A 25,601-nucleotide genomic window follows, 5' to 3' on the forward strand; every position below is an offset into this window, starting at 1 on the left:
GCCGAGGCCCCGCTGGCTCAAGGCACACTGGTGGTGACCGTACTGAACAAAGCGGGCCACGCAAAGGAGTTCGACTTCGCGCAGTTGGCCGTGGCCGCGCCGATGCAGCAGTCCCTGGCTGCCCTTTTCGCCGCCCAGTCCGTCCGGTGGACGAGCCACGGAACGGCGGAGAGTACGTGGAAAAAGCTGCACCTGTTCGCGCGGTTCCTGTCCGAGCTGGAGAACCCGTCGTCGGACTTGGACGGCTTGACTGCGGCCATGCTTAAGCGTTGGCGCACGCAGCACATCGGTTCCAGTGCGGGGCGGAACGCGCTGCAGCTCGTCCGTGCCCTGCTCTGGCGGGATCCGCGACTGGCTGACGGACCGGTGGCCGAGGAGCTTGCCCGGCGCATTCCCAGTTCCAGTCCGAGCAAGCAGTCTTACGACGAGGAGGACCGAGAACGCGTGCGGCTGGCCGCGCAGAAGCAGTTCCGGGCGGCCCTGCTACGGATTCGGGAGAACTCTGAGCTGCTGCATCAGTGGCGGTCCGGCACGCTTGACGAAGGTAGCCGTGAGTGGCGTCTTGGCCAGATCCTCGACGAAGTCGCCCGCACTGGTGACGTCCCTCGCAAAGTCGGCCCGCAGGGCAAAGCCTTCATGAGGAACCACCGTCTCCTGGGCGGGAGGAGGCCCGAGGTCACCTGGGGGCGGCTGTTCCTCACCCGCAGCGAGCTGACGGCGCTGGCCGTCCTCCTTACGGACAGGTTCGGATGGAATCTGTCCGTCTATGACCGCATGCCCACGCCCACCACTGCGCCCGCAGTGGCAGAGACAGCAGCCAAGACCTACCAGATCCAGATCGAGAAGCGCCGCCGTGGCGGCGGACGTTGGTACTCAACGGAGAACATCACCGACTCCGGGGCCGACTCTCGCGGGCGACTGATCACCCAGGCCCTGGAAGCGACCGAGCACGGACGTCATCTGGCCGCCCGCCTGGCCCCAGGCACTGATCTGCTGATGGTCGCCCGCACAGGCCGGATCGGTCAGGAGCACGAGAACCTGGACCGCCCTATGCCGGTCGGTCCGCTCGCCTTCGGCGTCTCGGGAACCGACGGCAAGCGGTGGGCGCGGGCACACCAACTGGGCGGATCGCCGTTCCAGCGGACGCGCAGGACGACGGTGACTCGCGAAGGCCGTCCGTTGCAGCAGACGCAGGGGACACACGAAAGCGTCTACGTCCTGCCGGACAAGCACGTCCAACGAGCCGCCCAGAGCGTCATCGCAGACGGAGCGGCCGAGGCCCTCGAACAGGCCCGGGACGTCGTTTTCAGGGGCCGCCTGAGTACACAGCGAGTGCCCGGGCACCAAGAAACGGCAACGGCCGACTGCGAGGACGCGGCGGCCAGTCCCTGGCCGGCCGCGGACGGCGACTGCGGGGCGGACTACCTACTCTGTCTGGCCTGTCCCAACGCTCACGTTCACCCTGGCCACCACCCTCGTCTGGCCCATCTACACCAACGCCTCCTCAGCCTGCGATCCGCACTGCCCGAGGACTCCTGGAACAAGCATTGGCAAGATCACCTGCTCCGACTGGACGACCTGCGCAGCAAGTTGGGCCCGGCGTCCTGGAGTGCCGCCCTCGGCCAGGTCGACGAGGACGACCACCTCGTCATTGATCTCCTGCTGGAAGGGAACCTCGCTCCATGACCAGCGCCCTCGCCCACCAGGACGACCCCTACACCTTGCCCCTGCCCACGGGCGACACACCGGTGGTGCTTCCTCAGTGGATTCGGCCCGGCAATTCGCACCACAACGCGCGTTTCCGGGACGCGCTCTGGCCGCTGGCACCGCTCATCGACAACCCCGGAGTAGACCTCACCGCGATCAACTGGGAGAAATGCCCCCGAGACCTCCACGGTCAGGTGAAACTCGCCGCCTGGACCATGATCAACGGACGCCTGAGATCCACGTATCTGCAGACCCGCGGTGCACGGGCCCGAGCTCGCCGCTCCGCCGGCGTGCTTCAGGTCACCTGCCGTGAATGGATGCGGCTGGCCCGCTGGCTTCACACGCATGGGATCACAGATCTCGCTCAATGCGACACCGACGCATGGCGGCGGTACATTGCCCAGCGCTGGACGGACAGATGCAGCCGGACGGAAGCCGAGAAAATCCTGGGGCGGCTGACAGACCTGTGGCTGTTCGACCAGCTCAGCGCACGTCCTGCCGGAATCGCCCGTCCCCCGTGGGACGCCGAGGGCGCCGACGACTTCCTTCCCCCTGCCGACACCGCCAGTGCCGGGACCGAGAACTCGACCGAGCCGCTCGATCCCCAGGTCATCGGACCACTGCTGGTATGGGCCATCCGCATGGTCGAAGACTTCGCCGACGACATCCTGGCCGGGTGGGCTGAACACTGTCGCCTGCGATCTCTCGCCACCACAAACCGGACAACGCTCTCTGGGCGAGTCGAACTGGAGGCTCTGGTGCTGCCACTTCTGCGCGCAGGGGCCCAGCTGCCCGCCATGGGAAGGCAGGGAACCCACAAACTCGCTCGCGCCTACCTCGCCGGCACAACCGGCGCTAGCCTCGCCCAGGTCGACCAGCTGAATGTTCGGCACGGGCTCACCTCGCTCGCCGCCCAACGGCCTGGCCCCTGCCCCATGCAAGTACCGGTCACCGGTCGCATCAAGGGAAGCCCCTGGCGCGAATCCCTTGACTACCACGAAGCCGCCGAGTTGATGCGGCATCTCGGAACTGCAGCCTTGGTGATATGCCTATATTTGACGGGAATGCGTCCGCAGGAAAACGAGGCGGAGTTGCATCTGATGCAGCACTCCGCAGGGTCCAGGTAATCGTGAATCAGCAGGTGATGGGCCTCTGCTTGGCCATCCTCTCGCACTGCGCAGGCAATCTACCAGCGGCTCTTGCGCTTCATCGAAGTCACCCCAACAATGATGCGTCTAACGCAACGGAGGTTGGAGTGGCGAAAGCGGCCGATTTGGCAGGTGCGGCACACCTGATGCTCGTGGACGGGATCTCCTACATGGACCCCGCGCCTGCCGTGTTCGAGGCCATGCTGGAGGGGTGGACCAAGCAGCAGCGAGCCCGTTTCCTGAAGTGGGACGGGACCATCAAGCCGCGGCTGTCGCTGGTCCGCCGGTTCGCCGAGTTCTCCAACCAGTACCCGTGGCAGTGGCAGCCGGCGGAGTTTGAGGCGTTCATCGACCATCTGCGCACGAAGACTCCGACGTTCACGGTGTCGAGCGGTCGCAACTACCAGAACCACCTGCGGCTGTTCTGCGAGTTCATCACCGATCCGCGCTACGGCTGGATGTCCGTCTGCCAGGAGCGCTTCGGTGAGGTGCCGGTCCAGATCCTGCACGAGTGGAACACCGTCACCCACGTCAGCGAGTACGAGGGCGACCCGAGCCGCAGGCCACTGACCTACGACGAGATCCAGGACCTGTTCGACGCCGCCGACGGACGGGTCGAGGAGATCCGAAAGCGCGGACGCAAGGGCGCGTTGACCGCGATGCGCGATTCCGCCCTGCTCAAGACCTACTACGCCTACGGCATGCGGCGCCGGGAGAACGTCGGCCTCGACCTCGCCGACCTGCGGCTCAACCCGAAGGCCCCGCAGTACAAGCGCCACGGAGCGGTGTTCGTACGCTGGGGCAAGTCGTCCAAGGGCAGCCCGCCCAAGCGCCGCACCATCTTCACTGTCCCCGAGATGGACTGGATCGTCGACGACCTCGACCACTACCTGACCGAGGTCCGACCCCGCTTCAACGTCGGCAAGCACCCCGCGATCTGGGTCACCGAACGCTGCGGGCGCCTGTCACGCCGGTCGGCGAACGAAGCCTTCCAGGCCGCCAAGCAGGCTGCCGGCCTGCCCGAAGAACTCGAATTGCACTGCCTGAGGCATTCCTATATCACACATTTGACCGAATTTGATTACCCGGAACGGTTCATCCAGGACCAGGCCGGTCACGGCTATGCCAGCACGACGGCCCTCTACACCGGCGTCTCGGACGAGTACCGCAACCGGCTGGTGCACAAGAAGTTGGGCCAGCGATACCCCGGCATCTGGGAGGACGCGAAGTGATGAAGAAGATGGGCTACCGCTGGAATCTGCGCAAGCTCATGGCCGACCGGGAGATGTTCCAGACCACCGACCTGGTGCCACTGCTGGCCGAACGGGGTGTCACCCTCTCGCGCGAGCAGGTCTTCCGCCTGGTCACGCAGCCGCCGCAGCGGATGTCGATGGACACCCTCGCGGCTCTGTGCGACATCCTCGACTGCCAGCCCAACGACCTCATCGAGATCCAGGTCGTCAACGAAGAGGTACGCAAGACCGCCGGCGGCGAGGCACCCGGGTCGCTGCCGGCCGTGCGCCGGACCTCGATCCGGCGACCGGAGGGCCTGTGACCGCGCCTTCGCCGACCGCTCCGTCGGTCGTCGCCCGTCTTGCCGCACAGGCGGCTCGGTTGAAAGCCGCCACGAACGCTGCCGTTGTCCAGGTCACCACGGTTCTGCCGACGCTCAGCACCGCCGAGGCGAACGCGGTGTTGGAGGCGGCGGTGCCGATTCCCGTCCGCGGCGCCGCTCGGTTCCTGGAGGAGCTGGCCGATCACATGACAGCTCACCCCGATGCCTTGACCTCGGGCAGTTCTCTCTGCCCACCGGTTCTGCTGCGGCTGGCCGAGGTGCTGCATGAAGCTGGCCAGCCGGTCGTTCGACCCGGATGCGCGCACTGCGGCAAGATCCGGTCTGACCTGCGTCAACTCCGGCCCGAAGGTCGGGTCTGCGGTTCGTGCGACGCCCGAAGCCGCAACCGCGAAACTTGCGCACGGTGCCACCGTGACGGCCAGCGCGTCACTGCCCGGCGCCCGGAGGGACCGATCTGCCATCGCTGCTACCGCGCGGACCCCGCCACGTTCGAGGAGTGCGCCGGCTGCGGTCAGCTCCGACACCCGGTGGTGCGACGGGACGACGGCCGAGGGCTGTGCATGAAGTGCTGGAAACGCCCGATACACACCTGCGTCAGCTGTGGGAAGTCCGCGGCGGCCGCCCTCGTTGACGACGACGGCGCACTCTGCCACCTCTGCTACAACCGTCATCGCCGGCCCCGGCGGCTCTGCGGCCGGTGCGGAAAGCTCAAGCGCATCGCCCGCAACGCGCGCGACGGCCAGCCGGACCTCTGCGACGGCTGCTACCAGGGCCCCGAGGCGACCTGCTCAATCTGCAGCCGGGTCCGCCCCTGCACCAGCCGTGATCAACAGGGCCAGCCGCTCTGCGCCACCTGCTACCAGCGACACCGCACCGGTGAGCCGTGCGCCCGCTGCAGTCAGACCAAGCCCGTCAACACCCGATGGCCGATCGGGCCGGTCTGCATGACCTGCTACACAGCCGTGCTTCGGTCACCGGCCGAGTGCCCTCGCTGCGGCACGGTCCAGCCACTGATCGCGCGGGACAACGACGGCGCTGGCGTCTGCGGCCCCTGCGTCGGCTTCGCCGCCGACTACACCTGCAAGCAGTGCGGCCGGGCCGGCAACCCCCACAGCCGCGGCCGATGCGCTCACTGCGTCCTCGCCGAGCGGGTCAACGCCCTGCTGGCCGGGCCGGACGGCACCGTCGTTCCGCAGCTGGAACCGCTCGCGTCCGCGCTGGCGTCCCTCCCCTCGCCGTTCCCCGCCATCCAGTGGATCAAGGAGAGCCCGAACACCAGGCTCCTCGCCCGGCTCGCGGCAGACGGCCAGCCCCTGAGCCACGAGTTGCTGGACGAGCTCCCACCCAGCCGGAACCAGCGCTACATCCGGCAACTCCTGGTACACACTGGCGTGTTGGCCGAGCGTCATGAGGACCTCGAACGCATCCCCGGCTGGCTGGAGCACGAGCTCGCGGACAAGCCGGACGCGCACGCCAAGCTTGCCCGCCCGTTCCTGCACTGGTTCCTGCTTCGGCGAGCACGCCAACGAGCCGCAATCCGCCACCGTCCCGCCTCCGCCGACCGCGACCTGCGGCGCCGTGTCAGCGTCGCCCTGGACTTCCTGGCCTGGATGGATCAACGCGACCTGGTCCTCGCAGACCTCGCCCAAGAGCACATCGACGACTGGATCACCGGAGCCACCAGCCAACGCCGCTACCTAATCCGATACTTCCTGAAATGGACCACGAGCCGTCGACTCACCCGCGAGCTGACTGTCCCCTCCATCCCGAGCCAGGAGCCCCAGAACCTGCTCGACGAGGACGACCGATGGCCACTCCTCCAGCGCTGCCTGACCGACGATGCCCTGCCTACGGACGTCCGCGCCGCCGGCGCGATCACCCTCCTGTTCGGCCCGTCCACCGAACGCCTCTGCCATCTGACACCCGAGCACCTCAAGTTCGGTGACAAGCACGCCCACCTGGTTCTGGGCCGACACCCCGTCCTGCTGCCTCCACGACTCGCCGAGCTCCTTCGGCACCTCGCCGAACAACCTCAACTGCGGCCCCAGCTCTCGCGAGTACACCCAGGCCCTCAATGGCTCTTCCCGGGCATGGTCCCCGGAAAGCCGATCTCCACACACAGCATGACCCAGAAACTCAACCGGCACGGCATCCCGGTTCGCACCGCCCGCAACGCGGCGCTGGCCGCCCTCGCTGCTGACCTCCCCAGCCCGATCCTCGCCGACGTGACCGGCATGCACCGCCACACCGCACTCCGCTGGGTCGCCTACGCCCGGCGCGACTGGGCCGAATACCTCGCCGCACGCGCCGAAGCCCACACTGAAAAACTGCAAGAGAGGAATAACAGGGCATGACAGAGCGACCAGAACGTGAACCCGAGAAGAACGAAACGCCGCGCATGGTTAGCATTCCAGGTCGCCTTGAGTATCCTGAAAACCTGAGCCCTGGGAAAACAAAGAAAGGCGGTCTCCATCACAACCTCTACAACAGCCAAGGACGCCTCACGGGCCATGGTGACTTCTTTCCCGACGCAGAGAACGAAACAGATCCACTAACGGACAACGAGTACACGTCGGCTTCACGAACACAGGAGCGCGACGAATTCGCTGAGGCGATCTCTGATCTTCTCGCTCAAATTATCGCCGATGTCGCTTTTGCGCTAACGCCGCTCGTTAAGAGGTGGTGGGAAGATCGGGAGCTGCTGGCGATTAGGGCTCGCCGAACCAAATTTTCTCGGCGGAACATGCCTGCTGGAACCCGCGAGACCGGCAGTCGACCCGCCGCTGTCGAAGCGTCGACTGTGATTGAGGCTACAGTCGTAGATTCCTCGCGAGAGGTGGTTGCCGCACTCGATGGTGATAGAACCAGCATGAGTAGCGCAGAAGCGCAATTGCGTCTTCTGCTGGCTCTGCTGGCTAAGGAATTTAGCGAGGAGCAGGTAAGGATAGTATCCAATGCCGACATTGAAGACGATGGTGGTTTCGTTGACCTGAAATTCGCAGTTGATGAGCTTACGCCTCAGCGAATTGCGACCATCTTCAAGGCGCTTGAGGCGAATCCATTGTTTCTCGGTAATGAGACCTTGGCTGAACTCGGGAAGACTCTCGGGGGGAACGAGAAGATCAACGAGACAGTTCGCCTGACTGATTCTGAGAACCATCCGCGTAGCCTCGACGAGCGCTGATGGCCTGTCCACGAGAGAGCTCATCACCACCCTGTGGCGCCTGGCCCCGTTCCCCTGGTGAGTTCTCGACAGGGCGAGTCTGGTTGGCACGCGAGCCGGAGACGTCCCCCACGCCTGGCCGCCGGGCCGAGCTGGTGTCAACACCGGCTGAGTCGTCTCAAGTCTCAGGAATAGCGCACGGTTGGAATAACCCCATCCCGCCAGTAACAACGAAGTGATAGGTCGGCGAAATGTCACACGCGAAAGATGAAACTAGCGGCGCCGCTGATGACTTGGCAGGTGGCGGCGAGAATCTCATGCGACGAATTGAGGTAACCGAGGAGTTTATCGAACTGGCCAATCGACTGCTTGACGTCGGCGACCTCAAGTGGTCAGAGGCGATGGCCGACTATCGCCGCCTCGCCGTAAACGCATGCCTTCGCCATCAGATCGAAAGCATGAAGGCCGCAACGATTCTCGCACGGCAGGACCTAGGGCATCTCGCCGTTTCATTTGTTCGCGCATCGCTTGAAGATGTCTTGTACCTTGGCTTCTTTGGGTCGCTGCCGCTTGAAGATTCACAGGAGCTCTTTCTGCTGCTGGGGAACTGGGACGCGACGCGGTCGCTGCTGGCCCAACGCGCCTATGTCGGCGATGACGTCATGAAGGAGCTCTGGTATCCGGAAGGATTTCTTGATGCCGCAGAGATCAAGCGAGACGAAGTTCGATCAAGCCTGAAAGGTATACAGAAGCGCTACAAGTGGTCGGGAGGTATCCTTCCTGCCACCGACTGGATTGCCGAGCGAGCAGGAAAGAAGGAGCTTTACGATTATCTCCATGCTGCTACCAGTCGAGCGCTGCACTTTTCTGCTGGCGAAATTATGCGGCGAGGCTGGGGCCACCCCTCCGGCAGAATGACTACTAATAAGCCGGAGTTTCGATCGCATCTTGCATCGTTCGCGCTTGACCAGCTCTGGCGGCTTCATGTGGAGTCCTGGGACGCCACTTCGCCCTTCTGGGAGAGTGCTGGCGTTAGCGGTGACGATAGCTTGAGCTTTTCTGATACTGAACCTGTACTGAATCGCCTACTTGCATTGGGAAAGGTTCCGCTCGTCCACGCTCATGAATGGAACCTGACTCCCGAGGGGCCGTTGCGCTGACTACGGAACGCGAGCAGTGCTGCGATCGCCGGTCCCAGTCTCGTCCGGACTGGGCAGAACTGGGACCGGTCGGCAGGCTGGCTGTCAAGTTGGCGGTAGCTGAGGCGCACAGCTCCTCATGCTCGCACCTCGCGTCGGCGCGCGGCGAGGGAATAGCGCACGGTCGGAATAACCCCCTCCCGCCAGTAGTCGCAGCCCTGCGGTCAGGCTGCTGTCCTGACCCGCAGCCTGCTTCGGATGGCACCGTCCAGCGCCACCTGATCCGCAGCCGTCACTTCAAGAACGTCACCGATGACGACGGCAACCATGTCTCCGCCGGTGAACAACGCGCTGTCCCCTGGGTTGCGATCACCCCTGTCGTCCGGGCGATCCGAATCCTCGAACGCATTGTTCCCCACGGTGAGCTGCTGTTCAGCGCCACCCATCACGACTTCCTGGGGCGACGAGGCCGCCATGGAGCGTTGAAGAAACACGCCCTGAACCTTCGGATCGAGGACTTCATCGTGTGGGTGAACCGGGAGGCCCAAGTGCAAGGGCTGTCGGACCAGTCCATCCCCCAGGATCCCCACGGCGCGCTCGGCATGTCCCGGTTCAGAAGGACCCTCGCCTGGCACATCGCCCGACAGCCCGGAGGACTGGTCGCCCTCGCGATCCAGTACGGACACCTGCGCACCATCTTGGACGCCCGGACCTCGAGCGGTTACGGCTCCCGAAGCCGCGGTGGCATCCACTCTGTCCTCGATATCGAGACGGCCCTGGCGGCCGCTGATACTGCCGCCCGCCTGCGCGACCGTGTGGTTGCTGGGGAGAAGGTCTCCGGCCCGGCCGCTCGCCGGGCGTTGACCGCTGCTGCGATGACGCCGCGGTTCGAGGGCCGGATCGTCCCCACGACGTTCGCGAAGAAGGCCGCCAGGTTCCTCGCTCGGGACGGCGTTGTGCTTTACGACAACCCGGATGCCTTTCTGATCTGCGCGTTCAAGAGGGACAACGCGCTCTGCGAACCTGATCCGGGAGCGACCGCGCCGAGGCAGTACGCCTGCCAGCAAGGTTGCGGCAACGCCGTCCGCACCGAGGCCCACGCACAGCAGATGCGGGAAAAAGCCGACGAGATCGATCTCAAGGCCAGCCTCCTCCCGGAGAAGCTCGCCAACCGGCTGCGTCGTAATGCCGACAACTTCCGCGAGATGGCCGATGCCCATGACGCCACCGCCCAGACCGCCGAGGTTCTGAAGTGAACCAGCAGAACCAGGACGAACGCAGCTTCATCCGCCAGGCGATGGACCGGCTTCTGGCTGGCAAGGCCACCGCTTCCAACGGCAGCCTCACCGCCGCCGCGCTCGCCGCCGAGGCCGGCGTCCACCGCATGGCTCTCTACAAGCGGCACGCAGACCTGAAGAACGAGTTCGAAGAGCGCGTCCGCACGGAGACCAAGCAGGTCCCGGAGACGGAGAAGCAGCTGCGGGCGACCATCGCCAAGCTCAAGAAGACCATCGCGAACCAGAACACCGAGCTCAAAGAACTTCGCGATCTGGTGACTCGCTTGACCCTTGCCAGCGCTGTTCTCACCCAAAGGGCGGATATCCCATCGCAGCGCACCCCGGCCGCTGACAACGTCATCCCATTCCGCCCGCCAACTACCTGAGCTCCTCGACTACCGCGGCCGCCGCAGGCATCACGCTGCGGCGGCCTCGCTTCGTTCCAGGGTCCTTTCGAGCAAACCAAGGAAGCTGAACACAAGATTTGACAGGGGACCGCATGCCACAGCCATGCCTCTGCGCCCCCGTTACTGCCGCCATCCCTGTGTTCCGTCCGGCAACCTGCGTATATGCGGAAGTCCGCTTGCCCCTTTCATGCTTGGGGCAGGCCACGGGCCTCGAGTGAACTGATCTCCAGCACAGCCGGGAGGGCCTCTCTCTCGAGGGGGCCGGCGAACTCGGTGGACTCGCTGCTCCACAGGTTCACGTTGAACTCCAGAGGCTGGTCGGGGACCGGTGTCGGGTCCCACAACACCCGCTCGTACACAGTGGCCCCGTCCACCCGCCACCGGATGCAGTCGGGCTGCCAGTCGATCTCGTAGTGGTGAAACTCCTTCGACGCGTCGAAGCCGAGGTCGATGACCGCAGGCGTGCCTCGGTAGCCATACTCCAGCTTCGTGCCGGGGATGCCGGGGTTATAGAAGACGTTGACGAGCATGCGAGTCGTGTCTTGGCCGAGGATCTCGATGTCGATCTCCTGGCGAGGACCGTTGCGGTGGAGAAACAAACCTGTCACCAGGCCTGATCCGGAGGGGGCGCGCAGGCGAGCACTGAAGGTGCCGTAGGTGAAAGATGGGCGGCTGGCTATGGCGGCCCCCGTGAGGTCGCGGACTTTACTCACCTCCTCTCGGAGCGTGAGCGTGGCGGGTCCGCGCGGCGGCAGGGTTGCATTGCCGGGCCGGAAGAGGGCTCTGTTGCTGGGAAAGGTGTCCTCCCGGAGGTACCAGTACCTGTCCTCAAGCTGGGTGCCCTCGTGCCACGTGGCCGCATTCTGGCTGGCCTGAAGAGCGCTGTCCTGTGGGGCTGACATTTTCGGCATGATGCCCGACCACCCCGCGCGTTGAATGATCCAGGGGCTGGTGTCCCAGGCCAGAGGGTGTCCGGAAGCGCTCGCGTCACTCTGTGAGCGGGGCGCGACACTCCGCTGGCCCTGCTCGGGCTGGCTTGGCCAGGGGTGGGTGGGGTAGTCGCATGCGAGGAATCGGGCGAGTGTCTGCCAGGGGTCGGGGTCGTCGGCCGGGAGCATGAGTCGTCGTTCGGGTCGTTGTTGATCCCATGCTTCCTGGAACGGGGACGGTGGCTTCGCCGCCGTCGTGGACGTGGTCGTCATGATGAGGCGCACCCGATTCGCGGAAACGATACGTGCGACCTCGCGCGGAGTCAGGGAGCCGATATTGACATATGCATCGAATACGCGGCTCCGACTACCGCGGACGAGCGCCTGGGTTTCGTCGGCGGGCAAAGTGGTCAGATCACTGACGCAGCGGAATCCGAGGACGGAGAGTGCCTTGGCAAGAGTGGACAGACCAGTTCCGGGCTCGCCAATAACCAAGATCGGGTCCCGTGTCGGGCGGTGCTGGAGGGATTGGGGCGCTTCGCGCCGGATGGCGCCCACTTTCGCCAGGACCGGCATGACGGAGTAGGAGTTGCTCGAGGCGATGCCTGGTCGCTGCTCAATAATGGGGCGGTGCGTCATCTGTACATTGAGGTGGCTGAACTGCTGGTTGATCCACAGGTCGATGGGGCCGTGGGCCGGCAGCTGGTCAAGTAGCTTGCGCGCTCCAGCTTGGGAGAGCACGTAGCCAGATAGCTGCCAAACTCCCCTAGTAGGGCGCCGCAGTTGAGGCTTTCTTTGGCGTCGAGGGTCTGCTTCCTCACCGGTCTCTTGGTACGAGAGGTAGAGGAGATCGACGGGGTGGCCAGCATCGGAGCTTGCCTGTATGTCGCTCCAGGCGTGCTCGAGCACGGACATACATGTCCGGGTGACGTACGCATCGTCTTCAAGTACCAAGGTGTAGGGAGCGTCGCTGGTGGCAATGAGCTGCCAGACGTGGATGTGTGAGAGGGCTACCGCGATCTCTTGCGGCGTCATGTCGATGCGGGTGGCGCGTGCGGCGTCGTCGATGTCGAGGCGAGGATGCGGGTCGACCAGGAGTTGCTCGGCCAGTGTGTAGGTGGGCTCAAGGAATTCCGGCGGAGGTGAATCCTGTAGGTAACGGGCGTCGACGGCCGGGAAGCGTCTGGCAAGGGTGTGCAGCGGGTGGCCAGCCGCGTCACGGAGCCGACTTAGTTCACGGTTGACCATGGTCCACCGCTCTTGAGCGCGGTCGAGGTTGATCACGTAAATGCGCTCGATCGCCGTGGCCGCATGGTGGGACGAGAACGCGGTGCTCCGCCGGCGAGTTGAAAGGCGCCTGGTGCGGTAGCGTGCGTGGGCCCACAGGGAAATGGGCAGGCCGTGCAGGGAACTGATGTTCATGGGCGGGGAGACACTGCCTCTGTTGTTCGAATGGTCTGCTGCTGGGCCACGTGTCCGGTCCAGTGGTCAGTGCTGCTGGCTCCATAGGCGCCAATTGCGCTCGTCACTGCGGTAGCTGAGCGGCCACCGGCTCACGGCTACGGTGTCCCAGGCGAGGAGGATTTCGACGTCGATCGATTGTCCGAACCGCTCCCGGTGAAGCGCATGTCGGGCGAGTGCGACGGTGAGGTTGCCTGGCCCCGTCAAGGACTGGATGTCCAGGGGACCGCCGGTGTGAGCGAGGAGCGCGGCCGTGGATGCTTGAAGCGCCGCAACGACGACGGGATGCCCGGCAGGCGCGATGATCGGGTTGTTGTTGACGTAGTGGATGAACGTGCCTCTGTAGCCGTCGGCTGTCATGGCCTGCTGCGGGTCCACCATGGTGTCGGTGGCGGTGTCGTAGCACAGCGCCTGCAGTCGCAGCCGCGAGTCGCGGAACAGAGAGGTCCAGTCGGTGCCCTGATAAACGTCGTCCGCATCGACGTAGAAGCCGCCGTTTCGGGCGAGGTAGCACAGCCGGAGGTAGTCGCTGCGCATCGCCGGGTGAGAACAAGAGTCGAAGGCTGCTGTATGCGCCTCACCGAACAGCAAGTTGATGAGCTTGCGCGCCGAGTCGTCGTCGTAGATCTCTCGCCGAAAGCCCTGGTCTTCCAGCACCGTCCAGCTCGTCATGCACTCCTGGACATCGGCGGGGATGTGTGCGGAGTCGTCCCAGAACTGGACGATCACGCGGGGAATGGGGTCGGCAGGTGCTGCTGCCGTGGGCTTGGACAGCATGCCGGTGAGATGCCGAAGGTATTGGGACCTGTATGTGTGGTCCTCTTCGATGTCCTGCGCGGTGAGTGTGCGCTCCCCGACCGCCTCCGGCTGGCCGTACAGCCCAGGCGGCGTGGGCACGGTCATCGGGCCCCCCGCCGGAAGCTCAGCCTGTTGATCTTGAATCCATCGCTCCGGGCCACGGAATCTCCCCTTGCCTTTTGTGTTCTGTTCTTAATGGTAGTGAGAAGAGGACGAAGGAAAGACGGTTACGTTGCGCTGTCGGGCGACTCATAGCGCTGACCCTGCCCTCACTACAAGCGTTGAGCTCTGAACACATGGACTTGACAGGGAAGCCGGTCAGCTGCCCGAGCACGTCGTGCGTGACCACGACATCGGGACGGAACTCCCTCAAGTGGTACACGACATGGCCGACGGCCTCGTCGAGCGGTACATCGACGAGCCGGGCCCGACCGGGGGCGGACGCCGGGTCGCGGGCATCGGCGTGGCCGAGCATGCGCGGCTCGCCGGCGCCGAGCGCACGCAGGGCGTCGCTGAGTTCAGCCGCGCGGGGACTGTCCGGCGCCCACGTGGTGGTGACGACCGCCGTGCGGGCACCGTCGGCGGAGCTCCGTGCGAGCACACCGCCGGCCAGCAGGGACTCGTCGTCGGGGTGGGCGAACACGCCCATCAGTGAGGGGGCGAGCCGGTTCGTGCCACCGCCGGAGGGCCCGTTGACCGGGTTCGTCATGTGCGCCTTCCCACGGCGACGGTTTCGGACGGAGCGTCCGGCCCGGTGACCCGGGCGCCACGGCCGGGCCAGCCGAGAACCAGTCGCGAGGCCGGTTTTTCGAGCACGTCGCCGGGTGGCAGGTGGTCGTCCGGGGTTCCGGCCGGGTGGACGCTCATGGAGGGGTAGCCGCTCGCGCGCACGTCCCGGTCCCACGTGCGCACGCACAGGGCGAACCGCCGCGCCAGCTCCGGTCCGGCCGGCCCGTACGCGTGGATGTAGAACTCGGTGCGGGAACCGGCTGGTTCAGGCGCATCACGGACCTTGATATGGGTCAGGTAGGCGAGCGAGCCGTCGGCCACGACCGCTGCCGCGTCACGCTGGGCGACGAGCTCGGACCCGTCCGGGACGGTCAGCCGGCAGAACCCGGCCAGGGTGCTCGCCGCGAAGACCTGCAGCGTCTCGAAATTGAACGGGCCGGCCACGACGAGTCCCGTGGCAAGCTCGTGGCGCGGCCCGCGCAGGGCCTCGTCCAGACCGCCGACTTCACCCGGGTCACCGTTCTCCCACCCACCGTGACCGCCCCGTCGGCCAGCCGGCCCAGCAGGACCCGCCCGGCCGCGTCGGTGACCACGGCCGCAGCGCCCGCCACCGCCTCCGGGTTCGGCCGTCCCTTCTCCACCGCGGTGAACGACCCGTCCGCGCCGCGCAGCACCAGCACCGCCAGTCCATCCGCCTCGAACCTCAGGGCCTCCTCGAAACCGTCCGCGATCGAGCTGAGCTCGTTCTCGTCCAGGGCGATGTGCCGCCTCTCCGGCGGGGTGTGTTTCACCACCGGTGTGATGACGACGATCGCCCCGCCCTCCCGCAACCGCGCCCCCAGAGCCCGCAGCACGGACGATCGGTTGGTCAAGAAGGCGACGCTCAGTCGGAGGGTGACCAGGTCGTATCCCGCCTCGCCCTCATCGGGCAGGCCGGGCAGGCCGGGCAGGCCGCATTGCTCCAGGTCCAGCTGCAGCCAGCGCACCCCGGACACCGCGGCCTGCTCCGATCGGGCCCGGACGAGCGCGCCTTCGGTGAAGTCGACCGCGTCCACCTGATAGCCCATGCCGGCCAGCGCCGCGGCAAGCTCCCCGGTTCCGCATCCGGCGTCGAGGGCCCGTCCGCCCTCCGGAGCCGGGACGTGCTCAGCCAGCAACGCCCGCTCTGCGTCGCCCAGCGGATCAAACCCCCGGCCGCCGTCGTAATGCTCCTGCCAGGCTTCCTTCCTGACCTGCATCAACGTGTCGCTCCCCTCACCGTCGTACGGTTCCTGACGTCTGATCGCTGAGCGCCCGCGGCCCACATGCCATCGGCCTCCCGCAGGTCGCCCGGCGGCATGATGGTCAGCTGTTCCCCCAGCCCCAGGAGTCGAAGTACGCGGTCGTGCCGGTCAGCCGAGCCGTCATCACCGCGTCCAGGCGGGCGAAGTCCTGCGAGGGCATGAGCGGCTCCCATTCCTTCAACGTGAGGACACGCACGGCGTCATGTTCGTCCGGGTCCAGGACGATGGACCGGATCTGCGCGTCGGAGAGCCGACCGCCGTCGAAGACGCATCCCGTCGTGGAGTACGGCCAGTCGCCCCCGGGCGGTCCGAAGACCGAGGCGAGCAGTCGGGGCGGCCCCGCCACGTCGAGGCCGGTCTCCTCACGGCATTCGCGCTGCGCCGTCTGCCAAGGCCGCTCGCCGTGATCCATCGTGCCGCCGGGGAACTGCCAGGGATGCGCCTCGGAGTAGGTGGCCCGCAACTGCACCGGGCGGTTGTCCTGGTCGGTGAAGAAGATGAAGGCCGATCCGGTCGACTTGGGGACCGAAGAGGCGTACTCCTCCGGTGGGAGCAGGACACGGCCGGCGGGCGGCTCGACGCGGGCGGCCGCTCCCACGAGCCGCGTCATCCGCATCAGCGCGGGATCGGCCGTGAATCCCAGGTCCCGGTACAGCGGTGCGGCCTCCTCGCTCGCGTGCAGTTCGAAGAGGGTGCCCCCGTCCGCCTGGAGCCGGTCGAGGAGGGCGGACAGCACCTCCCTGGCGAGGCCGCGGCGCCGGAACTCCGGTCGTGTGGCCACCACGTGCACGCGCGCGGCCAGCCCCTTGGGGTAGGCGGGCGCCGGGAGGACCGGGTGGATCAGGCCGAGCGCGCAGGAGACGACCGACCCGTCCGGTGCCAGCGCGACCTGGGCGCGGGCGTCTCCTCCCGGGGACAGGCGACGGGCGAGCTGGGTACCGCACAGCGCGGACCACTCCGTGTCGAGGGGCTCGGAGAGGACGAACTCGGACCGCAGACCGATGATGCCCTCGGCGTCGGCGGGACCGGCCGCGCGGGTGGCCGGGCGCCCGGTCCCGGCCTGCGGCCCCACCGTGGCGGTGGGGGCGAGGTCGCGCTTCATGGAACAACTCCTGTCGTCGAGTGGGATGGGCGGCGCTCGGCGCGCGGCCGGGTCGGAGCCCGTCGGCCCTTCGGGGGCGGCCGTCGGGACGGTGCGGTCATGCGGCGCCGGGAACCCCGCCACGGCGCGTACGCGGTCCTGCGCGCTCGCCGCCCCGGTTCCGCGCTGCGGGCGCCCTCATGCGCGGGTCGCCCCGTGCGTGTCGTCGTTCGCCTCCGAGGTGACCTGGTAGGACAACAACTGCTTGAACAGGCCGTCTTGTTCGGCAAGAACCTTGTAGGTGCCCTCCTGCACGACCCTGCCCCCGTCGAGGACCACGATCCGGTCGGCGACGGCCACGTTCGTGATCCGGTGGGTCACCAGCAGTACGACCCGGTCCCGGGCCAGGTCCCGTAGCCGCTGGAAGATCCGGTACTCGGCACGCGGGTCGAGGTTGGCGGTCGGCTCGTCGAGGACCAGGAGCCCGGCCTCGCGGAAGAACGCCCGTGCGAGGGCGATGCGCTGCCACTGGCCGCCGCTCAGCTCCTCGCCGTTCAGCCACTCTCGGGCCAGAAGGGTGTCCAGGCCGGCGCCGAGCTTGTCGATGACCTCGTCGGCGTCGGCGGCCTCGCACGCTTCGAGAACCGCGGCGTCGCCCCGGGCCGTGGGCTGCCCCTGGGTCACGTTCTCCCGCACCGTCAGCGGCCAGTGCGCGTAGTCCTGCGGCACCAGGGCCACCTGCTGCCACAGCGCCTGCGGATCGGCGTCGTCGGTGGGGACGCCGTCCCACAGCACCTGCCCGCACGTAGGCACGTACAGACCGCTGACCAGCTTCGACAGGGTCGACTTTCCCGAGCCGTTGAAGCCGACCAGTGCGGTGACCTCGCCGCGGCGCAGGGTGAGCGAGACCTCGGACAGCGCGTCCTGGTCCTTTCCGGCGTAGCGGTGCGAGACCGACCTGATCTCGATCTCGTCCGGCGGTTCCGGCCGGTGCTCGCCGCGGCGCATGGCGTACCCGCCGGCGAGGTCGAGGAACCGTGACCAGTCGTCCATGTACAGGCCCGTGCGCACGGCCCTGGCCCCGACGGCGACGAGCCCGCGCACCGACTGGCCCACCGTCTGCAGCGCGAAGACGGCCGTCCCGGCGTGCCCGACGCTGATGCGGCCGGTGGCCAGCAGCCACACCACCGCCGCCCACACGACGGCAGATCCGAGGCCGCCGCAGAGCGCGCCGAGCAGCGACATGCGGGCGCCCTTGTCGGCAGCGGTGCGGTCCTCGCGGTTGATCCGGGCGACTGTCTGCCGGTACCGGCCGGAAAGGAAGGCGGCCATCGTGCCGGCCCGGATCTGGTCCGCGGCCTCCCTGGTGAAGATGTGCCAGCGCAGGACCGACAGCATGCGGTTGTCGCCGTTGCTGCGGAGGTTCGCCAGGTAGCGCACCCGGGCGGCGCTGACCTGTGCGAGGGCCTGCGGCAGGCTGGCCGCGACCAGGAGGGGGAGGAGCGTCCAGTTCACCCCGGCGAGCACGGCGGCACCGGCGAGGAAGGACGCGGTCGAGGCGATCAGGTCCTGACCTTCGTTGATCAGGTCGCCGGTGACCTGCGCTCCGCGGTCGGCCGCTTCCCGGTCGCGGTTGAAGTCGGGGTCGTCGTAGGCGGAGAGCTCCACCGTGGCGCAGCCGGTGAGCAGCATCTGCTCGGCCTCGCGCGACATGAGGGGGCTCAGCCGGGATGAGAGCCAGCTGACGGTGATCCCCAGCAGGGCCCGTACCCCGGAGGCGGTGGCCAGCAGGGCCACGGACGGCCATGCCTGCAGGAGCCGGTGGTAGACGTCTCCGCTGGTCAGCAGTGCGGTGAGGGTGCCGCTGATCGCGATCAGGCCCAGCGCCTGCATCACGCCTGCCGCCGTCTGGCACAGCAGAAGGCCGATGGTGGCCCGTCGGTCGACGCGGTGGGCGAGAGCGAGGGACCGCCGGACCAGCTGGGGCAGGCGCCGGGCCATGTCGCGCATCCGGATCGACCGCCCGGCTGCTTCCCGGCTGCCCGTCAGGTCCACGTACCGCATCTCCGGGACGGCGGAGGCCTGCTCCGGCCCGGTGGCCTGTTCCGGCCCGGTGGCCTGTTCCGGCCCGGTGGCCGTCGTGTGTCCTGTTGCCGAGTCGGGCGGGGTGGGGCGCGGCCCCGGGACGCTCCCGGTCGATTCATCGGTCGACTCACTCATGCCTCCCACCCCGTATCCGGACGTGATGAGCAGCGGGTGTCGTCCATACGGAGCATCGTCGCGGCGGCAGGGCGCCGTTCGATTCCAGAGGGCTGATGCACGGGGGCGGGGGCGGGATTCATGACGTTGCTCCATCCGGGCGGCGAAGTGGCACTGGTGCTCTAATAACGCCCCGGATCGGGCTCCGTCACGGCTCATTTTGTGAACACACGTTCTGATTGGGCGGATTGGGCGGGCGGGGCGCGGCAGCGGGCGCTGAAATCAGTTCGATGCGGCCAGTCACCCTTCCGGGGGATTGCCATGCCGACCGCGGCGCCGGTGCGGCGGCATGGCTGAGCGGGCCGTGGCGAGGATGAGGCACGACCCTGGAGTGATCTTCGGTGATCTCTGTGGTGGCCGTCGGGCGCGCCTTGTCCGGCCCGACCGGGCCGGGCAAGGCGGGGGACGGAGGACGGCCGACGGAGTACGGCTATTCGCCCGCGTCCACGCGGCGCCACGTGGCGACCGGGCCCGGGGCGACGGCCTCGTCAGGGGTCACCCAGAAGGCCAGCCCATGCTCGGCGCTGAACTGCGCCCCCGAACGTCCGTCCCCCGAGGAGCGGCCGGTCAGGCGCCGCCCTATCCAGGGAAACAGGTGCTCACGCGCGAAGCGCACATCGTCGATGCGCCGGGTGGCCCAGTGCGGCGGGACGGCGGCGGCCAGCGGCGTCCGCCAGTCCGTCTCCGCGGGCAGGCCGAGGGTCTGCCACACCGCCTCTGCCACCCTGCGGTGACCCTCGGCGGTCAGGTGCAGCCGGTCGACGTCCCACATCCGGGGGTCGCCCAGCGCCTGTGCCCCGTACAGATCGACGACCTCCGCGCCATGCCGGGCGGCCAGATCGTCGACCAGGGAGAACAGCTCCTCCATCCGGGGCCGGAACCGTTGCATCACCGGTCCGTTGCGCCCCGGGCTGCGCATCAGCACCAGCTTCTTGCACGACGGCGCGAGGCGTTCCACGGCCTCCTCCAGCCGCCCGCGGACCATGCCCATGTCGCACTTGGGACGCAGGGTGTCATTGAGGCCGCCGACCAACGTCACGACGTCCGCCCGCAGGTCCGCGGCGACGTCCACCTGCTCGTCGACGATCTGGCCGATGAGCTTCCCGCGCACGGCGAGGTTGGCGTACCGGAATCCGGGAGTCCGGGCCGCGAGCCGGGTGGCGAGGACATCGGCCCAGCCCCGGTACGAACCGTCGGGCAGCCGGTCCGACATGCCCTCGGTGAACGAGTCGCCGATCGCGACGAGACTGGTGTAGGTAGCATTCATTTCCATGGCGATGTGATGATATCGCGGTGCCGCCCACCCCTTCCCGGCGCGCGGGCCGCCTGCAACGCACCGAGCGCGAGGTCAGGCAGCCCGGCCCCGGCCCCGGCTCGCGTACAGGAGCCGGGGCCGGGGCGGGTCACCGTGCCTGCGGCCGTCCCACGAGTTCCCGGAGCACGTCCTCCATCGTCACCATTCCGGCCAGCCGGTCGTCCTCGTCGACGACCGCCGCAAGGTGCGTACGGCTGCGCCGCAGCGCGGTCAGTACGTCGTCCAGGGGGGTGGACGCCCGGACCCGGGCGATCGGCCGCATCGCCGTCACCGGGAACGGCTCATCGCGGGGCGTGACATCGAGGGCGTCCTTCACATGGAGGTAGCCCAGGATCCGCTGCTCGCTGTCCATCACCGGGAAACGGGAGAACCCGGTCTCCGACGAGAGCCGCTCCAGCTCCTCGGGGCTCGTACCGACCCTCGTGTACATCACCCGGTCCACCGGCAGCACCACATCGCGCACGGGCCGGCGGCCCAGCTCCAGCGCGTGGTGCAGCCGCTCCGCCGCCCGGTCGTCGACCAGTCCGGCATCCCCGGCGTCCTTCACCAGGCGGGCCAGCTCGTCGTCCGAGAAGGTGGCGGAGACCTCGTCCTTCGTCTCCACCCGCAGCAGCTTCAGCAGCGCGTTGGCGAAGGCGTTGATCGCGAAGATCACCGGACGCAGTGTCCGGGCCAGCGCCACCAGCGGCGGACCCAGCACCAGCGCGGTCCGCACGGGCTCTGCGAGCGCGATGTTCTTCGGCACCATCTCGCCCAGCAGCATGTGCAGATACGTCGCCACGGACAGCGCGATCACGAACGAGACCGGATGGACCAGCCCGTGCGGCATGCCCACGGCGTCGAAGACCGGCTCCAGCAGGTGTGCGATGGCCGGTTCCGCGACGATGCCGAGGACCAGGGTGCAGAGCGTGATGCCCAGCTGTGCGGCGGCGAGCAGCGCGGAGACGTGTTCGAGTCCCCAGATGACGCTGCGCGCGCGCCGGTTCCCGTCCTCCGCCTGCGGCTCGATCTGACTGCGCCGTACGGAGATGAGCGCGAACTCCGCGCCGACGAAGAAGGCGTTCACGACCAGGGTCATCAGCCCGATGAAGAGCTGTACGGCGGTCATCGGCCCTCCTCCGGCGCATCGTCGGAGCCGGGCAGCGGCGCGTGCAGCAGCGCGCGGGCGGCGCGGCGACCGGAGGCGTCCACCACGTCGAGCCGCCAGCCGGCGAACTCGACCACGTCACCGACGACGGGGATCCGGCCCATTTCCGAGGCGATCAGCCCGGCAAGGGTCTCGTACGGTCCGTCCGGCACGCGCAGTCCGATCCTCTCCAGCTGGTCGGCCCTGGCGGCGCCGTCGGCCGACCACAGGGTGCGTCCGTCGGCGTCCTCACCGGCAGGCGCGAGATCCGGTGTCTCGTGCGGGTCGTGCTCGTCGCGCACCTCGCCGACGACCTCCTCGACGATGTCCTCCAGCGTCACCACGCCGGCCGTGCCGCCGTACTCGTCGATGACGACCGCCATGGCGAGCTTCCCGGAGAGCCGGTCCAGCAACCGGTCCACGGTCAGCGTCTCCGGTACGAGCAGCGGCTCGCGCAACATGTCCCCGACCCGTTTACGGGGCCGCTGTTCCGCGGGGATCGCCAGCACGTCCTTGATGTGGGCGACGCCGACGACGGTGTCGAGGCTGCCCCGGTACACGGGGAACCGGGACAGGCCGGTCGCCCGGGTGGCGTTGGCGACGTCCTCGGCGGTGGCCCGGACCTCCAGCGCGGTGACCTGGACCCGCGGGGTCATCACGTTCTGCGCGGTCAGCTCCGCGAGGTTGAGTGTGCGGACGAAGAGCTCGGCGGTGTCCGCCTCCAGGGCGCCGGCCTTGGCCGAGTGCCGGGCAAGGGCCACCAGCTCCTGAGGGCTGCGGGCCGTCGCCAGCTCCTCGGCGGGTTCGAGCCCGAAGCGGCGCACGATCCGGTTGGCCGTGTTGTTGAGGTGGCTGATGAAGGGCCGGAACAGGGCGGTGAAGACCCGCTGCGGGGTGGCCACGGTCTTCGCGACCGCCAGCGGCGAGGAGATCGCCCAGTTCTTCGGGACGAGCTCGCCGACGACCATCAGGAACACGGTGGACAGGGCTGTACCGATCACGAGCGCCAAGGACGACGACACACCGGCGGACAGCCCGACGGCTTCGACCGGTCCCTTGATCAGTTTCGCGATCGAGGGCTCTGAGAGCATGCCGACCACCAGATTGGTGACGGTGATGCCCAGCTGGGCACCGGAGAGCTGGAAGGTGAGGCTGCGTACCGCCTTCATGGCGCTCGAAGCGCCACGTTCACCCTGCTCGACAGCCCGTTCGAGCTGTCCCCGTTCGACGGTGGTCAGCGAGAACTCCGCCGCGACGAAGGCGCCGCAGGCAAGGGAGAGCAGTACCGCCACGAGCAGCAGAAGCACTTCGGTCATCGGTTCACCTCCGTCCCATGATCGGGCAGGGACAGGAGGATCGCTCGGTATTGGCGATGTCGGCTACTGGGAGGCTCGCCCATGGACGGACGCTCACACCTTTCGTAAGGAGATCGGCAGGAGACACCATGGTAAAGGATCAGCAAAGTCGCCGCTGTCCTGTGCCGCCTCACCCACCCAGCGGCTTCACCCAGCGCCGCCAGTGGTCCTCGCGCCGGTAGCCGGCCGCGTCCCAGGTGTGGTGCGCCCGCTCGTTGGCCTCCAGGACCATGGCATCGACGCGGCGCCCGCCGAGCGCGGCGAACCGCTGCTCCGCCGCGGCCATCAGGGCGGTGGCGATGCCCTGCCGGCGGCAGTCCGGAGCGACGGCCAGCCGGTAGGCGGAGCACCGCCACCCGTCGAAACCGGCTATGACGGTACCGACCAGAGCCCCGTCACGCTCGGCGAGGAGCAGGGACTCGGGGTCGCGCGCGACGAGCCGCCCCACCCCGTCGCGGTCGTCGGTGATGCTCGTGCCCTCCGCCGCCGCACGCCAGAATCGCAGTACGGAGTCGATGTCGGCGGGGGTGGCGCACGTGATGTGGAGGTCAGTCATCCGGTGAGCCAAGCAGAGTGCCGCACGGCGCCGCCAGCCAATACCTGCCCGGCCGCGCGCCACGGGCGGGCACCCGCACCGGCCTCGGCGCAGGTGCACCGGTAGTGACTCGATGCCGTAGACGTCAGCGCAGGTGCACCGGTAGCGACTCGATGCCGTAGACGATTGACAGCTTGCGGAAGGCGAGGTCCTGCGGCGGCACGGCGAGCCGCATCCCGGGAAACCGTCGGGCCAGCGCCGGGTAGGCCGACCGCAGCTCCATCCGGGCCAGTTCGGCTCCGATGCAGCGGTGGATGCCGTGGCCGAAGGCGAGATGCCCCGACGGGGTTGCACGGTCCAGGTCGAAGCGGCCGTCGTCCATGACGTAGGACTCGTCCCGGTTGGCGCCGCTCAGGGAACACAGGACCATGTCCCCGCGCGGAATGACGACCCCGGCTATCTCGATGTCCCGGCGGGCGAACCGGGGGAAGGCCATCTGCACGGCGGAGAGGTAGCGCAGCACCTCCTCGACGAACGGCACGGTCGTGGTGTCGTCCGTCCGCAGCCGGGTGAGCACGTCCTCGTTCCGCAGCAGGACGAGCGAGCCGAGCGCGATCGTGCTGGCCGTGGTCTCGAACCCGCCGGTGAGTACGCCGTCGGCGAGGCCCGCGAGTTCCTCGTCGTCGACGCTGTCGCCGTGCTCCCGCACGATCATGCCGAGCAGGCCGTCCCCCGGCTTCGCGCGCTGCGCCCTGACGACCCCCCTGAAGTAGTCGAGTGATGCGGACATGGCACCGAAGGGCGCGGTCGTTCCGCCGAAGAGGTCGAAACGGTCCATGGCCAGTTGCTGGAAGTCGTTGCGGTCCTCGTACGGCACGCCGAGCAGTTCGCAGATCGTGAGTGAGGGGATGGGCAGCGCGAACTCGTGCACCAGGTCCACCGGGCCCCGCGCGGCCTCCATCGCGGCCAGGCGCTCCTCGACGATGGCATCGATCCTCGGAGCCAGCCGCCGGAGCCGGCGCATGGTGAACTCAGGGGTCAGGATGCGGCGCAGCCGGGTGTGCACGGGCGGATCGCTGAACCCCAGTCCGCCGGGACTCTGCTCTGCGGCTATTCCGGCGTTCGTGGCGAGGTGGGCGAAGTCGGTGCTGAATCCCCCGGCGGAGCCGAGCACGGCCTTCGACTCCTCGTATCCGGTGACCACCCAGGCATCCATGCCGAACGGCAGCGAGACCTTGGACACCGGTGCGGCGGCCCGCGCCGTGGCCAGTTGCCGGACCGGGTCAAGACCGTCCCTGCGCAGCAGCATCAGGAGATCCTCGGGCAGCAGCCTGATCGTGGAGGATCCGATTCCGTGCTTCTGAATCCTGGCCAGGTAGCTGCGGCCGAACCTGGCGGTGATACGAGAACGGAACGTCGTACTCAAAGTGGACTCCATGAGTAGTCGCGGGATGCTGGACGGCCGGCACGCGATTCGACGCCTGGACGTGGCCGACCGCACCGGCGTCGCCTGCCTGACCTGGAATTATGACTACTTGTTCGGACGGGGGAGCGGTCGGGTGGGGTATCCGTCGGTTATCTTCCGACCGTAGGCGTGCCGGGGCGCCCACGCCTGTATCCGGCCCGGCGGCCGGGACGGGCCGGGCGGCCTGCGCAGATGTGCTCCGCGGGCCGCTTCCCCTTGCCGGTGCTAGCGATCCCGCGCTAGCGTGGTGGAGTGCCCAAGACTCAGCTGAACGTACGAGTGGACGAGGCCACCGCCGAGGCCGCGCGACAGCGCGCGCTCCAGAGGGGGATGAGCGTGAACCGCTATATAGAGGAGCTCGTCAAACAGGATGCGGGCGAGGTCGGACACACCTTCGTCGAAGCAGCCGCCGACTTCATGAAGCAGTACGAATCGGTGTTCGCCGAGGAGTTCGGCCCGGAGCGCAAAGGCACCCGTTGAATCTCCGGATCCACCTTTCCTGGCTGCTCATGGTCGCGGAGCACAAGACGCCCGGCGACCCGCAGGTCACCGACTGGGGTGCGCTCGTCGCCGCCGTCGCCCGCCACGAGGCGGAGATCTTCGGCAGCCCCGTCTACAGCGACCCGCACTCCAGAGCCGCGTCGCTGCTCCAGTTGCTGCTGCACGTCCCCGCGCTGGAACGGTCCAACGCGATGTTCGCCTCCGCCGTGGCCTACGCCTATCTCGTCGCGTCGGGCCTGAAGGTCATCACCTCGCCCGAGCAGGTGCGCGATCTGGCGCTGCTGGTCAAGGAGGGCAAGGCGGACGTCCGCGCGATCGCCGACGAACTGCGCCAGTGGAGCCTGTGA

Annotated in this window: 23 protein-coding genes and 1 pseudogene; 11 read left to right on the top strand and 13 right to left on the bottom strand. The window is 67.7% G+C overall.

All coding sequences use genetic code 11. The annotated features are described in order from the left end of the window. The first annotated feature begins 30 nt into the window (after positions 1 to 30). The 7 genes from ACZ601_RS16190 to ACZ601_RS16220 all read left to right on the top strand — a co-directional run bounded on the left by ACZ601_RS16190 (position 31) and on the right by ACZ601_RS16220 (position 8,754). Positions 31 to 1,686, top strand: coding sequence for a hypothetical protein (locus ACZ601_RS16190; protein WP_469538027.1), 1,656 nt, complete (start codon positions 31 to 33; stop codon positions 1,684 to 1,686). Next, on the top strand, positions 1,683 to 2,834 hold the full coding sequence (locus ACZ601_RS16195; protein ID WP_469538028.1) for a hypothetical protein: 1,152 nt from the start codon (positions 1,683 to 1,685) through the stop codon (positions 2,832 to 2,834). Before ACZ601_RS16190 ends, ACZ601_RS16195 begins: the two co-directional genes overlap by 4 nt. 128 nt (positions 2,835 to 2,962) lie before the next feature. After that, entirely contained in the window at positions 2,963 to 4,087 is a 1,125-nt protein-coding gene (locus ACZ601_RS16200) for a tyrosine-type recombinase/integrase (protein WP_469538029.1), read from the top strand. Continuing rightward, positions 4,084 to 4,410, top strand: a complete 327-nt coding sequence (locus ACZ601_RS16205; RefSeq protein ID WP_469538030.1) for a helix-turn-helix domain-containing protein — start codon at positions 4,084 to 4,086, stop codon at positions 4,408 to 4,410. The genes ACZ601_RS16200 and ACZ601_RS16205 overlap by 4 nt, the downstream gene beginning before the upstream one ends. Next, positions 4,407 to 6,785 carry an XRE family transcriptional regulator gene (locus tag ACZ601_RS16210; protein ID WP_469538031.1) on the top strand — a complete coding sequence of 793 codons (2,379 nt, stop codon included), beginning with the start codon at positions 4,407 to 4,409 and terminating at the stop codon, positions 6,783 to 6,785. Before ACZ601_RS16205 ends, ACZ601_RS16210 begins: the two co-directional genes overlap by 4 nt. Next, the gene (locus ACZ601_RS16215) at positions 6,782 to 7,615 is read left to right on the top strand and encodes a hypothetical protein (RefSeq protein WP_469538032.1); all 834 of its coding nucleotides are present in this window, start codon (positions 6,782 to 6,784) and stop codon (positions 7,613 to 7,615) included. Before ACZ601_RS16210 ends, ACZ601_RS16215 begins: the two co-directional genes overlap by 4 nt. 230 nt (positions 7,616 to 7,845) lie before the next feature. Next, positions 7,846 to 8,754 (top strand): DUF5677 domain-containing protein, encoded by a 909-nt coding sequence (locus tag ACZ601_RS16220; protein ID WP_469538033.1) that lies wholly within the window; start codon positions 7,846 to 7,848, stop codon positions 8,752 to 8,754. Positions 8,755 to 8,957: 203 nt separating this feature from the next. Here ACZ601_RS16220 and ACZ601_RS16225 read toward each other — a convergent pair whose 3' ends face one another. Beyond that, a complete protein-coding gene (locus ACZ601_RS16225) occupies positions 8,958 to 9,227 on the bottom strand; it encodes a hypothetical protein (RefSeq protein ID WP_469538036.1) in 270 nt (89 codons plus the stop codon). On the opposite strand from ACZ601_RS16225, the gene ACZ601_RS16230 reads away from it, so the two are divergent. Next, the gene (locus ACZ601_RS16230; protein WP_469538038.1) at positions 9,216 to 9,989 is read left to right on the top strand and encodes a hypothetical protein; all 774 of its coding nucleotides are present in this window, start codon (positions 9,216 to 9,218) and stop codon (positions 9,987 to 9,989) included. The genes ACZ601_RS16225 and ACZ601_RS16230 overlap by 12 nt on opposite strands. Next, on the top strand, positions 9,986 to 10,396 hold the full coding sequence (locus ACZ601_RS16235; RefSeq protein WP_469538040.1) for a hypothetical protein: 411 nt from the start codon (positions 9,986 to 9,988) through the stop codon (positions 10,394 to 10,396). The genes ACZ601_RS16230 and ACZ601_RS16235 overlap by 4 nt, the downstream gene beginning before the upstream one ends. Positions 10,397 to 10,602: 206 nt before the next feature. Here the strand turns inward: ACZ601_RS16235 and ACZ601_RS16240 are convergent, their stop codons facing one another. The 12 genes and pseudogenes from ACZ601_RS16240 to ACZ601_RS16295 all read right to left on the bottom strand — a co-directional run bounded on the left by ACZ601_RS16240 (position 10,603) and on the right by ACZ601_RS16295 (position 24,714). Next, positions 10,603 to 12,768: a family 16 glycosylhydrolase gene (locus ACZ601_RS16240; protein WP_469538043.1), complete on the bottom strand. Its 2,166-nt coding sequence runs from the start codon at positions 12,766 to 12,768 to the stop codon at positions 10,603 to 10,605. Between the two features lie 66 nt (positions 12,769 to 12,834). Then, positions 12,835 to 13,710 (bottom strand): glycosyltransferase family 32 protein, encoded by an 876-nt coding sequence (locus ACZ601_RS16245; RefSeq protein ID WP_469538046.1) that lies wholly within the window; start codon positions 13,708 to 13,710, stop codon positions 12,835 to 12,837. A gap of 202 nt (positions 13,711 to 13,912) precedes the next feature. After that, positions 13,913 to 14,314: pseudogene (locus ACZ601_RS16250) on the bottom strand (PIG-L deacetylase family protein); the annotation flags it as partial. Beyond that, positions 14,311 to 14,778 carry a hypothetical protein gene (locus ACZ601_RS16255; RefSeq protein WP_469538048.1) on the bottom strand — a complete coding sequence of 156 codons (468 nt, stop codon included), beginning with the start codon at positions 14,776 to 14,778 and terminating at the stop codon, positions 14,311 to 14,313. The gene ACZ601_RS16255 and the pseudogene ACZ601_RS16250, both read right to left, overlap by 4 nt. After that, a complete protein-coding gene (locus tag ACZ601_RS16260) occupies positions 14,706 to 15,572 on the bottom strand; it encodes a class I SAM-dependent methyltransferase (RefSeq protein WP_469538050.1) in 867 nt (288 codons plus the stop codon). The genes ACZ601_RS16255 and ACZ601_RS16260 overlap by 73 nt, the downstream gene beginning before the upstream one ends. 106 nt (positions 15,573 to 15,678) lie before the next feature. After that, a complete protein-coding gene (locus ACZ601_RS16265) occupies positions 15,679 to 16,719 on the bottom strand; it encodes a GNAT family N-acetyltransferase (RefSeq protein ID WP_469538053.1) in 1,041 nt (346 codons plus the stop codon). A 177-nt stretch (positions 16,720 to 16,896) separates the two neighbouring features. Beyond that, complete coding sequence (locus ACZ601_RS16270; protein WP_469538512.1) at positions 16,897 to 18,762, bottom strand: ABC transporter ATP-binding protein; 1,866 nt, start codon at positions 18,760 to 18,762, stop codon at positions 16,897 to 16,899. 625 nt (positions 18,763 to 19,387) lie between these two features. Further along, the gene (locus ACZ601_RS16275) at positions 19,388 to 20,230 is read right to left on the bottom strand and encodes an SGNH/GDSL hydrolase family protein (protein WP_469538056.1); all 843 of its coding nucleotides are present in this window, start codon (positions 20,228 to 20,230) and stop codon (positions 19,388 to 19,390) included. Positions 20,231 to 20,360: 130 nt separating this feature from the next. Beyond that, a complete protein-coding gene (locus ACZ601_RS16280) occupies positions 20,361 to 21,380 on the bottom strand; it encodes a hemolysin family protein (protein ID WP_389213244.1) in 1,020 nt (339 codons plus the stop codon). Next, entirely contained in the window at positions 21,377 to 22,714 is a 1,338-nt protein-coding gene (locus ACZ601_RS16285; protein ID WP_440576700.1) for a hemolysin family protein, read from the bottom strand. Before ACZ601_RS16285 ends, ACZ601_RS16280 begins: the two co-directional genes overlap by 4 nt. Positions 22,715 to 22,883: 169 nt before the next feature. Continuing rightward, positions 22,884 to 23,309 carry a GNAT family N-acetyltransferase gene (locus ACZ601_RS16290; protein ID WP_469538059.1) on the bottom strand — a complete coding sequence of 142 codons (426 nt, stop codon included), beginning with the start codon at positions 23,307 to 23,309 and terminating at the stop codon, positions 22,884 to 22,886. A gap of 124 nt (positions 23,310 to 23,433) precedes the next feature. Further along, positions 23,434 to 24,714: a cytochrome P450 gene (locus tag ACZ601_RS16295; RefSeq protein WP_469538062.1), complete on the bottom strand. Its 1,281-nt coding sequence runs from the start codon at positions 24,712 to 24,714 to the stop codon at positions 23,434 to 23,436. A 291-nt stretch (positions 24,715 to 25,005) separates the two neighbouring features. Here ACZ601_RS16295 and ACZ601_RS16300 point away from each other — a divergent pair, with 291 nt between their 5' ends. Together ACZ601_RS16300 and ACZ601_RS16305 are read left to right on the top strand one after the other, a co-directional pair. After that, the gene (locus tag ACZ601_RS16300) at positions 25,006 to 25,233 is read left to right on the top strand and encodes a hypothetical protein (RefSeq protein WP_030921856.1); all 228 of its coding nucleotides are present in this window, start codon (positions 25,006 to 25,008) and stop codon (positions 25,231 to 25,233) included. Next, on the top strand, positions 25,230 to 25,601 hold the full coding sequence (locus ACZ601_RS16305) for a hypothetical protein (RefSeq protein ID WP_024493430.1): 372 nt from the start codon (positions 25,230 to 25,232) through the stop codon (positions 25,599 to 25,601). The genes ACZ601_RS16300 and ACZ601_RS16305 overlap by 4 nt, the downstream gene beginning before the upstream one ends.

The sequence above is a fragment of the Streptomyces sp. NPDC104307 genome (genome assembly GCF_055584045.1).

Coding starts and splice junctions, on each gene's coding strand:
- ACZ601_RS16265 (WP_469538053.1), bottom strand. CDS start 16,719: ATGAAGCGCGACCTCGCCCCCACCGCCACGGTGGGGCCGCAGGCCGGG.
- ACZ601_RS16285 (WP_440576700.1), bottom strand. CDS start 22,714: ATGACCGAAGTGCTTCTGCTGCTCGTGGCGGTACTGCTCTCCCTTGCC.
- ACZ601_RS16290 (WP_469538059.1), bottom strand. CDS start 23,309: ATGACTGACCTCCACATCACGTGCGCCACCCCCGCCGACATCGACTCC.
- ACZ601_RS16220 (WP_469538033.1), top strand. CDS start 7,846: ATGTCACACGCGAAAGATGAAACTAGCGGCGCCGCTGATGACTTGGCA.
- ACZ601_RS16195 (WP_469538028.1), top strand. CDS start 1,683: ATGACCAGCGCCCTCGCCCACCAGGACGACCCCTACACCTTGCCCCTG.
- ACZ601_RS16280 (WP_389213244.1), bottom strand. CDS start 21,380: ATGACCGCCGTACAGCTCTTCATCGGGCTGATGACCCTGGTCGTGAAC.
- ACZ601_RS16270 (WP_469538512.1), bottom strand. CDS start 18,762: ATGCGGTACGTGGACCTGACGGGCAGCCGGGAAGCAGCCGGGCGGTCG.
- ACZ601_RS16245 (WP_469538046.1), bottom strand. CDS start 13,710: ATGACCGTGCCCACGCCGCCTGGGCTGTACGGCCAGCCGGAGGCGGTC.
- ACZ601_RS16260 (WP_469538050.1), bottom strand. CDS start 15,572: ATGCAGGTCAGGAAGGAAGCCTGGCAGGAGCATTACGACGGCGGCCGG.
- ACZ601_RS16240 (WP_469538043.1), bottom strand. CDS start 12,768: ATGAACATCAGTTCCCTGCACGGCCTGCCCATTTCCCTGTGGGCCCAC.
- ACZ601_RS16215 (WP_469538032.1), top strand. CDS start 6,782: ATGACAGAGCGACCAGAACGTGAACCCGAGAAGAACGAAACGCCGCGC.
- ACZ601_RS16275 (WP_469538056.1), bottom strand. CDS start 20,230: ATGGAAATGAATGCTACCTACACCAGTCTCGTCGCGATCGGCGACTCG.